At 28.7% G+C, this 9,842-nt stretch carries 14 protein-coding genes; all 14 read right to left on the bottom strand.

Features of this window, described 5'->3' with window-relative positions; all coding sequences use genetic code 11:
• Window positions 1-55: 55 nt before the first annotated feature.
• Window positions 56-388, bottom strand: coding sequence for an IS66 family insertion sequence element accessory protein TnpA (gene tnpA / locus FGK85_RS08520; protein ID WP_138205624.1), 333 nt, complete (start codon window positions 386-388; stop codon window positions 56-58).
• 140 nt (window positions 389-528) lie between these two features.
• A complete protein-coding gene (locus FGK85_RS08515) occupies window positions 529-990 on the bottom strand; it encodes an 8-oxo-dGTP diphosphatase (protein WP_138205622.1) in 462 nt (153 codons plus the stop codon).
• Between the two features lie 21 nt (window positions 991-1,011).
• Entirely contained in the window at window positions 1,012-1,476 is a 465-nt protein-coding gene (locus FGK85_RS08510) for a hypothetical protein (RefSeq protein WP_243122841.1), read from the bottom strand.
• A complete protein-coding gene (locus FGK85_RS08505) occupies window positions 1,463-1,900 on the bottom strand; it encodes a nucleotidyltransferase domain-containing protein (RefSeq protein WP_171011371.1) in 438 nt (145 codons plus the stop codon). Before FGK85_RS08505 ends, FGK85_RS08510 begins: the two co-directional genes overlap by 14 nt.
• Before the next feature lie 59 nt (window positions 1,901-1,959).
• Window positions 1,960-2,238: a hypothetical protein gene (locus tag FGK85_RS08500; protein WP_138205618.1), complete on the bottom strand. Its 279-nt coding sequence runs from the start codon at window positions 2,236-2,238 to the stop codon at window positions 1,960-1,962.
• 40 nt (window positions 2,239-2,278) lie between these two features.
• Complete coding sequence (locus FGK85_RS08495) at window positions 2,279-3,238, bottom strand: SDR family oxidoreductase (protein WP_138205616.1); 960 nt, start codon at window positions 3,236-3,238, stop codon at window positions 2,279-2,281.
• A gap of 533 nt (window positions 3,239-3,771) precedes the next feature.
• Complete coding sequence (locus tag FGK85_RS08490; protein WP_035289182.1) at window positions 3,772-4,350, bottom strand: hypothetical protein; 579 nt, start codon at window positions 4,348-4,350, stop codon at window positions 3,772-3,774.
• Window positions 4,351-4,702: 352 nt separating this feature from the next.
• Window positions 4,703-5,491: a GNAT family N-acetyltransferase gene (locus tag FGK85_RS08485; protein WP_138205614.1), complete on the bottom strand. Its 789-nt coding sequence runs from the start codon at window positions 5,489-5,491 to the stop codon at window positions 4,703-4,705.
• Between the two features lie 127 nt (window positions 5,492-5,618).
• Complete coding sequence (gene plsY / locus FGK85_RS08480; protein WP_138205612.1) at window positions 5,619-6,218, bottom strand: glycerol-3-phosphate 1-O-acyltransferase PlsY; 600 nt, start codon at window positions 6,216-6,218, stop codon at window positions 5,619-5,621.
• Between the two features lie 121 nt (window positions 6,219-6,339).
• On the bottom strand, window positions 6,340-6,585 hold the full coding sequence (locus FGK85_RS08475) for a TIGR04076 family protein (RefSeq protein ID WP_035289174.1): 246 nt from the start codon (window positions 6,583-6,585) through the stop codon (window positions 6,340-6,342).
• Between the two features lie 43 nt (window positions 6,586-6,628).
• Window positions 6,629-7,135: a GNAT family N-acetyltransferase gene (locus FGK85_RS08470; protein ID WP_138205610.1), complete on the bottom strand. Its 507-nt coding sequence runs from the start codon at window positions 7,133-7,135 to the stop codon at window positions 6,629-6,631.
• A 389-nt stretch (window positions 7,136-7,524) separates the two neighbouring features.
• Window positions 7,525-8,397: a DUF4351 domain-containing protein gene (locus FGK85_RS08465; protein WP_138205608.1), complete on the bottom strand. Its 873-nt coding sequence runs from the start codon at window positions 8,395-8,397 to the stop codon at window positions 7,525-7,527.
• Between the two features lie 223 nt (window positions 8,398-8,620).
• Window positions 8,621-9,028: a DUF4097 domain-containing protein gene (locus tag FGK85_RS08460; protein WP_138205606.1), complete on the bottom strand. Its 408-nt coding sequence runs from the start codon at window positions 9,026-9,028 to the stop codon at window positions 8,621-8,623.
• 113 nt (window positions 9,029-9,141) lie between these two features.
• Complete coding sequence (locus FGK85_RS08455; protein ID WP_138205604.1) at window positions 9,142-9,768, bottom strand: HAD family hydrolase; 627 nt, start codon at window positions 9,766-9,768, stop codon at window positions 9,142-9,144.
• Window positions 9,769-9,842 lie beyond the last annotated feature (74 nt).

The following is a 9,842-nucleotide window of genomic DNA, read 5'->3' as shown; positions in this document are numbered from 1 at the left end:
TTTCTTAAATCCGTATAACCGCAGGCAAGATAGACTTTTTCTACCTTATCTATATTTAACATTTTAGAATTAACTCCTTAATTATTGCTGTTATTAAAGTAGCTTCGCTAACAGGAATAAGGATATTAGCATTGCCTACATTAATTTTTACTTCTTTTAATGTAGATTTATTTTCTTTAGTATTATCAACTTTACTATTCAAAGAAATAGCCTGAAAAACAGGTTCTTTACTTTCAATTGCCTTTTCTACTCTTTTTTTATGGTAATAAAATTGACTCTTATTAAGGTTATTCTCAGCACAGAAATCTTTCACTGTTATTGTATCTTTAACAGAGTTAAATTTATTTAAATATTCCTCCCAAGCATCATTATCTAATTTTTTATACATAAGTAAACCTCCCATTGATAATCTTTTACTTAAGTTTATCAATGAGAGGGTATGTTTTCTAGATACTTAATTTTTGACGCTTACTTTTAAGGGTAGAATCTATGCCTGTATTTTTACAGCATATTTATCACTATCGTTTCCTATCTTAACTCATGTTTCCAACCATTCTGTTCAAAAGTTTCACTTATAAAATATTCATTTAATGTTTGGCTTAACATAACATCTAACATTTTATCGAATCCATGTGCCAAATCTAGACTATAAACAGATTTTTTATCTACCCAGTGTACATCTCCCTCTTCTCCATTTTCTAAAAGCTCACCAGAAAAAGTTTGTGTCTTAAATAATAAAACTATATATCTTTTATTTTTATCCTTTTCGTACCAATCTTTTATTCCACATAGTTTAATATTATCAATATCTAAATTAGTTTCTTCCTTTACCTCTCTTATTACAGACTCAACTATGGACTCACCTTTTTCAACGTGGCCTCCCGGAAAGGCAATGCCTGTCCAATTTCCTTTCTTACGATTTTGAACTAGCACCTTTCCATTTTTACTATCCTCTATCATACACATATTGGTAAGTTCAGCAATTTCCATTTTATACTTCCTTCCGTAAATCTATTCTTGCATACTTTTATTAAATTTATATTTCAATTTTATAAATTCATTAGATGCCTCTAAAAATATATCTAAATATAACATATTTGAATGGCAAAACTTTACTATATCTTTTTCTGCAATATCTCTTTTATAATAATCATGAGTAAATCTATTTCTTAAAACTATACATTTAACCATAAAATCACAAAGAAATTCATCCATTAATCCAAAGTTTGAAGCAGTTTTAATAAGTTCCACTCCACTTAATCTTGGATTGTATCTATCATTAATTACTAAATAAGTTTCACATATATCTATTATATATTCTGTAAAATCAGAAAAATATCCAGTCATTCCTCTGGCTACTATATCATTAGGCATTTCACAATAAAGTTTTACTGCTTTTCTAATTTTCATTAGAAAATCGTATGCACTGTTAAACTTATCATTTAATCTTTCTTTTTTATACCTATAATAAACCATACTTTGATTCCCAATCCTTTCTAACTAAATCTATAAGATTTTCATTAACTCTATTAAATTTACTGATATACAATAAAAAATCATAATGTAAATCCATATCAAAAATTATTTTATCCTTAAAATCTATATAAATATCCGCAAATACTGTATCAAAATCTCTTAAAGATATAAAAGTAAAGTGAATATTATCGTAGTTAAAATAATTTGAAATTAGGTTATTGTAATATTTTTCTATTTTATATTCTATATCAAAATCCAACTGTTTAACTAATACCAATATATCAATATCACTCTTACCTTCAATCCAAAACTTAGTATTATAGCTACCAAATAACGTTAAAGATATTACATTTTCATCATATCTACTTAATGGACAGGCTGATAATAATTTATTACTTTTTACATCATATAATTGTTCATTCACCACTAATCACTCCCTCCATTTTATATACTACATATTTATTTTAACATATTTAAGTTTCTTTAAACATTCCTTAGCAAATTATCTATTATTCTTGTTGTCTTATCAACAAATTCATCCATTTCATCTTCTGTTAAATAAATAAAATTATCTTTACTTTCCTCATTCTCACCTAAATAAAACTCAGTTATATATTTTACTTGTTTTTCAAAAGCTCCCTTTGGAAAATAATCTAAGTAATCAGGTCCAATATTCCCCACTATGAAAGCCTTTTGTTCGAAATTATATCCTTTTTTCAAAATATTTTCTGCTACTCTTAGATGCGCAATCCAAGTTGCCATTGAAATCACCCCATTTTAAAAATTGTGTCGATATATTGTTTTATATTGTGCATTCCAATACTAAATTCATTTTATTCATTCTATCATCTTTTACTTGCGGTTTAGAATCACAATACCACTTATATGTTTTTTTCATGCCTTCAAATAGATTAACTTTTGGTACGTATAGCCCATGATTTTGTAATTTTTTTGTATCTAATAAATAAGTTACATTTCTGAAAGGGAAAAATTCTCTTACATTTATATCTAATATGTCTAATTTTTTATCGTCCACTTTTATTATATTTACTGTTTTGCCCACCACTTTCATTGCAGTTTCAACTAATTGCTGCCATGTTACAAATTCAGGATGTGTTACATTATATGCTTGTCCTATAGCCTCGTCTACATGTACGGCACTTTCAAATATCTTAACTAAATCATCAATATGTATAAATTGAGTTTTCTTATTACCATCAGGTATTGGAATATCTAATCCCCTACTTATCCTATCAAATAAATAAATCTCCCTGTATAAATTATTTCCATCTCCATATATATAAGTAGGTCTGAATATAGTTACAGGAAAACCTTCAGCTTCATATAGATTAAATAAATAGTCTTCAGCCTTATTCTTATTCAATCCATACTTTCCCCAGTTTGCATTTTCACCTCGAGTAAATTCTTCTGTAACTACTTCATGTGAAGGTATATACACAGATCCTGAACTGCAGAATATATATCTTTTTAAGTTTTCCCTATTTAAAACCTTAGTTAAATTTTCCACATCTTCTTTTGTATATGCAGATATATCAAAAACATAATCATATTTTTCCATTAAAATATTTGCTTTTAAATCTTCAATGGACCTTCTATCCCCTTGTAAATGTCTCCTAGCCCCATCATATTCAATAGGCTTAACACCTCTTGTAAATATATCTACCGTATATCCCTTTCTAATTAAATACTTTGCCACTGAACTACTTACAAACTGAGTTCCACCCATAACTAAAACCTTCATTTTTAATCCCCCATATTATTAAAATTCTCCTTCATTTACTATTTATGTAATTTTATTCCTGGTACCTTCTCAAATAAAATAGAAATCATTTTAATTTTATCTTTCTCAACGGTTTCTGCTAAATGCCCAGATAAAGATTTAAATTGTTAAGGTAATACATAATATAAGAAAGTTGTGAAGTAACAATTTGGAGAAATAAGGTGCATAATATTCTTCACTTGTAACTTATATTTGTATATAAAAACTCCAAAACCTTTAGATGCGTAAACTTAAACTTTCATTGACTTAAAATTTCAAATAACGTTTTTTATGCCCGACGTGTCTGAAATAAGCGGCAGCCGTATTGAAGATATGCGTGCTGGTTTACCTCAAAGAATTGAGCCTACCAGCACAAACGGGCATATGGTGTTAGGCGACGGATCATGACCCCTTGCTTGAAGCTCAACACAGATATCGAGCCCTTTTATCACACAGAAAATATAAGGAATGCAAAGTAAAATAACTTCTAACTATGCTTATTGGTGGAAACTGTATCAATTAAATTCAAAAACAAATTCACATGGTTTTTCACCTCGGCTGTTAATCGGAGACGAAATAATTTCCTTTGTTTTCAGTTTAACATCTAACATTAATTGTAAATGGCGGCGAAATGACCCCGCACAACATAAACAGTATGATAAAGGCATGTCACGGTCAACAGAATTGCTTTTTGATAGAGCAAGATCTGAAACTTTCACACCTTTACAAACGGTGGCTGAGCAAACGCACGAATACTTATCATTGTTTTTATAAACCAGTACCGCAGTTAATGTACCGTCATTATTTAAGGCGATACTTTCGGAAAGAAAAATCTTACTATTGAGATAGAGTATTTTCTCATTTATAGATTTGCCGGTCAATTCTTTACCGATTTTTTCACATTTTTTCAGATATTCTTTGCCGCCCAGACAGGCACAAGAATCCAAACTTTCATACATTATAATAGAATCAAGTAAAGTTTCCATCCGTGTAATGACTTCTACTAAATCCCCGTTTCCTATAATTTCCTTTATAAGTTTTTTGTCAATATTATTTTGCTCTAATCGTTTTTTAATTCCATAAACTCTTGCCACTTTATTTACCCCCCTGCATTACATAAATAATCTTTAATCCCCATTTTTCTAACAAATATGCATTGATTTAACTCCAACGTCTTACCCTAATAAATCTGGGTATGTACGCCCGACCTCCTCATGGTATGTCGCTTAACTCTAAAAATTTACGACATTACTTCTTAAATTTTTCTTTTATATTTTACGTAATATTTAATAATTGTGAGCTTTATATGTTTTAGTAGCTTACATTACCTAATAAGAGAACTTACCCATTTACACCCTTCATTAACAAAAGTCTTACTTGGATTTGTTTGAGGAATATGTTCAAAAACAAAGGTAACATCTTTACATTGCGCTAAAAAACTTATACTTACATATACATACTCCAGAATCCTATTTCCTTGAAACCTATACTTTTATATATAGCTCCTGCAGCAGGATTTTTATAAAATAGACATGGAGTTTTTCCCTGTTTAAGTAAGTCTTCACATATGACTTTCACACAAGCAGATGCAAACCCTTTTTTTCTATATTTACTGTCAGTCATAACACTAACCACCATTGCTGACATACTGTTTTCTGCAGATGTTTGGGCATGTGATACTATATTACCATCAACTTCAACATAATATTCATGAGCTGTGCCAGCTTTAAAATCATTTAAAATAATTTCCTTAAAATCATGACTGCCATGAGAAAATTCTTTAATTTTTTCTCTCAATTCAGCTATACGTCCAATGTCTTCAACACTTGCCTTTTTTACATCGATTTCTCTATCTACTTTAAATGATTCATTTATTTCCTTTAACACAGCAAAATAATGTAGTTCCGATTCATTAAATTCTGATGATGTTTTCTCAAATTTTGATACTAAATTTGTTTTTCCAGATAGCATTTCCACCTTACCCTGATTTTTCATTATATTTACAAATCCATTTACATCAAATTCATTTTTCGCATACAAATTGAAAATACTAAAATATCTAACTAAAACAGCTATTAAAACACCCTTTCTATCAAATTCACCAAAATATTCAAGAAAATTTTGATTATATCCAAAGTTTTCTATATCTCCAATTATATAAAGATTAAACTCTGGCTCCTTCATAATTAATTTCATAAGCTCCTTATTATCTTCTTGAGTTAATTTTCGTATCATAATTATAGCCTCCCCATACCTCTTTTATTTTCTTACTTCTACATATATTTCTAAAACTTTACTGTAATATTTATTGTAATTATAAATCATTACGTCACGTAATGGGCAAGGCATTAATTAAATTTATTTATCTTTCCTCTTTATTTATAAGTCTTATTAAATTGCTTTTATGTCTAAATATCATCAAAATACAAGCTACTGTAGTAGAAATTATGACTTCAATAGGTAACTTCATAATAATACAAATTATTGGTATAGTTACCCCTAAAGCAATTGATCTAATGGACACTATATCTGTGAATGACCTGAATATGAAATGAACTGCAACTCCAATTAATGTTGCAGCAGGTGCAAGTAAAATAAATGCTCCAATAGTTGTATTTACACCCTTGCCGCCATTAAATTTAAGAAATGGAGTATAATCATGACCTAAAATTACTACTATAGCTATAATAGATAGATAAGCATTGTTTGATATTGGTAGCTTTATCATCTTTATCAAATTTATTGCTAAAAACACAGGAACTACTCCCTTTAAAATATCTATTATTTGAGTAATAATGGATATCTTAGCTCCTACAATTCTTTTTACATTTGTTGAACCAATATTTCCACTATCTTTAGTCCTAATATCGATTCCACATATTTTTTTGGTAATCAAATATCCTGTTGGTATGGAACCACATATAAAAGCTATTACAATGGTGATTATAATTATAAAATTCATTTGCTTCATCCTTATCTACTATATTTTATATTTTTATAACACAGTTAAAAATTTTCTTTTACCTTTTATACTATTGACTTAATGAATTTTTCATCTAATCAATGTCTCACATAATATATTCTCATACAACTTCACCACGTATCACTACCCTGCCATTGTCTGGGCACTTCATTTCAAACTTTTTTTCTTTAGTATCACCATAATCTAGTACTCCTCCATTTAAAAGAACATATACGCTTGGATAAATATTATTCCATAGCTCATGACATATAGGTGGACAAATATCTCCTACAATAAAAGAATCATTTTCTTTGTGATATCCGCACCTACAATTGCTTTTCATGATTGTTAGTTTTACTTTAGACATTTCCATACCCCCCACGCTAAATACATATTACAATAATTAGAATTTATATAATAGATATTACATAACGATATTCATTTAATGTTTTACCTATGGTAATTTTTTTAATTGTGCCATCATGCTTAAACCCCATTTTTTCATAGAAATTTCTTGCATTTATATTCCTCTCAAGAACCCATAAGGCAATTTTTTTATAATTTCTTCTCTTTAATTCATTCAATCCCCAATTCATTAATTCAAAGCCTATACCCATATTCCAATACTCTGGCAATAAATATATACCCCATATTTCACCCCAGAATTCTTCTTTGTCTTCGTCTCTACATTTTCCAATACATATTAATCCAACTGCTTTGTCATCTTTAAAAATTATAGCATCTTCTTCCCATCCTTCTGTTAATGCCTTTTCAAAATATTTTTGTCTTTTTTCAGCAGTAATATTATTTAATACTTCATCTGGTACTACACCTTTGTATGCTACTTTCCATGATTCTGAATGGATCTGTCCTAATATTTTTGCATCATCTACATCAGCATAACGAACGTTATACATAAAATCCCCCTTTAACTACACAAACCACCGTTATTGCACAGTTTCATCTCTCATTTCTCATATTTTCATTACAATCTATTATCTTTACTCTATATTCTCTTATTGCTTTTTTTAAATCACGCTTTATCTTCAATAATTCAAAACTTCTATATATTAACTTGTAAAATAATTATAACATACAAATATATACCATTTCTATATTTAACCATTCTTCTTGATTCTTACTACATTTTATATAACAATTTAAAATTATCCACACTTAGGTAGCCTAAAATTGTTAGAATTGGTTAGGATCACAATTATATTCTTGCCAAACAACTTGGACTTAAAAAAAATAGCTCACTATTACAAATAATAAGCTATCTCTCCATTAATTAAGGCCTTCTCTTTTAAAAATATTGTTCTAACTCTTCTATTGAATTTAGGTCAAATATATCCGTTGCAATTATCTCTAATGTTTCTTCTGGAAGTGTTTTTATTTTTTCTTTATATTTATTAGGCATTCTCTTGAACTTTTTTATTAACATTTTAATTAAAAGTTCAGCTTTTCCCTCTTCTCTGCCTTCTTTTATCCCTTTTTCAATTCCTTCTTGTATTAAGCTCTTACCAAGTTCAGTCATTCTCAATTCCTCCTTTACTCTTTCTAAATCTTTTCCACTTAAAAATTTATTTGCAAAAGCGTATAGTATTGATTCTACATCATACTTATAGTCATTATGTACGTCTTTTATTACATGTATAGCATTAATTATCTTGTCTGCAGTACTAATTTTACCAACCATTATAGGAGTAAACGTCAAAGAAATCATCTCTTCTTTGGTAAGTTCCATTCCAGATTCTATTTTACCCACAATATCATTATATATCTTATCCCCATTTTTATCCGCCATAGATATTGAATTAATTTTATATCCATTTATCCCTGTTTGTAGAGTATCTTCTGGATTTTTTATGTTACTTGAATAAACAACATAGGTAACTACATCTTTTCCTGTTTGATGACTTAATAATGCTTCATATGCCCGAAATCTTCTTAAATCCGATTTTCCTTTATTTGTTGTTTGAAATTCAAAATGTATAAAAGAGTCATCTTCCATTAGAAAAGTATACTCCATAAACATATTTTTAGTTTGTAAAGTTACTAATTCAGTAGGGCCTAGTTCCTTTACTCTTTTATTAATTCCAAAAAATTTTAACCCCTCTTCTGCAAAAATATCCATTGCTCTTTTCATAATTAAATCTTCATAGTTTGTAGGCTTCATCAGTTCACCTTCCTAGATTCTTGTTATATCTATATTTTAATTCATAAATTGTAATAGTTCAAATAAAAGTACTACCCCCATAAAATATAGGCCTTATAAAGATGAATTTATGCTTATTAATATAGCAAATTCATTTTTAAAAATGGGGCTGCATGCTAAAAACTTAGCATCAACCCCTTCTTGACCATCCTATCTATCAATCATATAAATTACTAATTACATTTTAATATATCTTTTCTGCAATTTGCATAATAATTAATCCATTTTTATCTTGAGATTTAATATTAACTTTAACCTTGCCACTGTAACCCTTCTCAAAGTAACCTATAAGCGTATTTTTCTGCACTACTCCCCTTTTATCTTTATAGTAAATAATCATATGATTTTCACTAAAGTTTTCTTTTGGATTTACATTAATTTTATATGTTTTTCCAACTTGAATTTCTGGTAATTGTATATCCTTAACTATCCCTTCATAAGTTATAGTTAGTCCTTTTATATTTTCACTGGTATTATTTTTTATTTCAATGTCAAACCCACCATGCTTTTTTGCAAGCAATTTATAACTAGAAAAAACTAAAGCTATCAATAATAATGCTATTACTGCAATAATAACATTTCTTTTACTCAAAAATTTCACACCTCCTTTATATACATTAGATAAGTTCCTACTATAAGCACCTTTACTTTTTCTTTCATAAATACCATCTCCCCCACCCCATTATCCTAAAACTTATTTTTAACTTATAAGCCTAAAGTTAATATCTCCTCAAAGCTATCAATTACATAATCATATTCTTCAACATTGCCAAAGCCATACCTTGCATATACAAATGGAATTTCTGCTACCCTTGCTGAATCTGCATCCATAATGGTGTCTCCTACATAAACTGGACTTTTTAAATTATTTCTTTGTATTATAATTTTATTATTTTCTCCCTTAGGCAGTCCTGTTACTCCTGAACATTCAAAATCAGTAAAATACTTATCCAGTTTATGGGCTTTAAAAAAACATTGTATGTAACCGTCTTGGCAATTACTAACTATGAATAATCTGTATTTTTTAGATAACTTTTCAAGTGTTTCTTCTAATTTAGGAAATAGTTTTCCGCCATGTTGTTCCAAATAACCTTGTTCAGTTTCACAAAATTCTTTCATTAACTTCGCTTGAAAATTTTCATCTAGATCTGGAAATAATTTTTTACCTATTTCATTCATTTGAAGTCCCATACATTTTTCCATCTCAGTAGGCGTTACTACTTTTTCTAACTTTGGATACTTTGATAATACAGTTGCCCATGCTGCACAAATTCCTTCTATAGAACTCCACAGAGTTCCATCTAAATCAAAAATAAAACTGTCTATTTTCATTCTTTATCTTTAGTGAGAGTGTGTATAACAAGTGCTAAACCCTCACTAAATCCTCCTTTCTTTCTTATTATTCA

Source organism: Haloimpatiens lingqiaonensis (assembly GCF_901447495.1).
Classification (GTDB): Bacteria; Bacillota; Clostridia; order Clostridiales; family Clostridiaceae; genus Haloimpatiens; species Haloimpatiens lingqiaonensis.
The sequence above is the reverse complement of the archived record's forward strand: the minus strand, read 5'-3'. Positions and strand labels throughout refer to the sequence as shown.

Coding starts and splice junctions, on each gene's coding strand:
- FGK85_RS08495 (WP_138205616.1), bottom strand. CDS start 3,238: ATGAAGGTTTTAGTTATGGGTGGAACTCAGTTTGTAAGTAGTTCAGTG.
- FGK85_RS08515 (WP_138205622.1), bottom strand. CDS start 990: ATGGAAATTGCTGAACTTACCAATATGTGTATGATAGAGGATAGTAAA.
- plsY (WP_138205612.1), bottom strand. CDS start 6,218: ATGAATTTTATAATTATAATCACCATTGTAATAGCTTTTATATGTGGT.
- FGK85_RS08500 (WP_138205618.1), bottom strand. CDS start 2,238: ATGGCAACTTGGATTGCGCATCTAAGAGTAGCAGAAAATATTTTGAAA.
- FGK85_RS08485 (WP_138205614.1), bottom strand. CDS start 5,491: ATGATACGAAAATTAACTCAAGAAGATAATAAGGAGCTTATGAAATTA.
- FGK85_RS08470 (WP_138205610.1), bottom strand. CDS start 7,135: ATGTATAACGTTCGTTATGCTGATGTAGATGATGCAAAAATATTAGGA.
- FGK85_RS08455 (WP_138205604.1), bottom strand. CDS start 9,768: ATGAAAATAGACAGTTTTATTTTTGATTTAGATGGAACTCTGTGGAGT.
- FGK85_RS08510 (WP_243122841.1), bottom strand. CDS start 1,476: ATGGTTTATTATAGGTATAAAAAAGAAAGATTAAATGATAAGTTTAAC.
- FGK85_RS08475 (WP_035289174.1), bottom strand. CDS start 6,585: ATGTCTAAAGTAAAACTAACAATCATGAAAAGCAATTGTAGGTGCGGA.
- tnpA (WP_138205624.1), bottom strand. CDS start 388: ATGTATAAAAAATTAGATAATGATGCTTGGGAGGAATATTTAAATAAA.
- FGK85_RS08465 (WP_138205608.1), bottom strand. CDS start 8,397: ATGAAGCCTACAAACTATGAAGATTTAATTATGAAAAGAGCAATGGAT.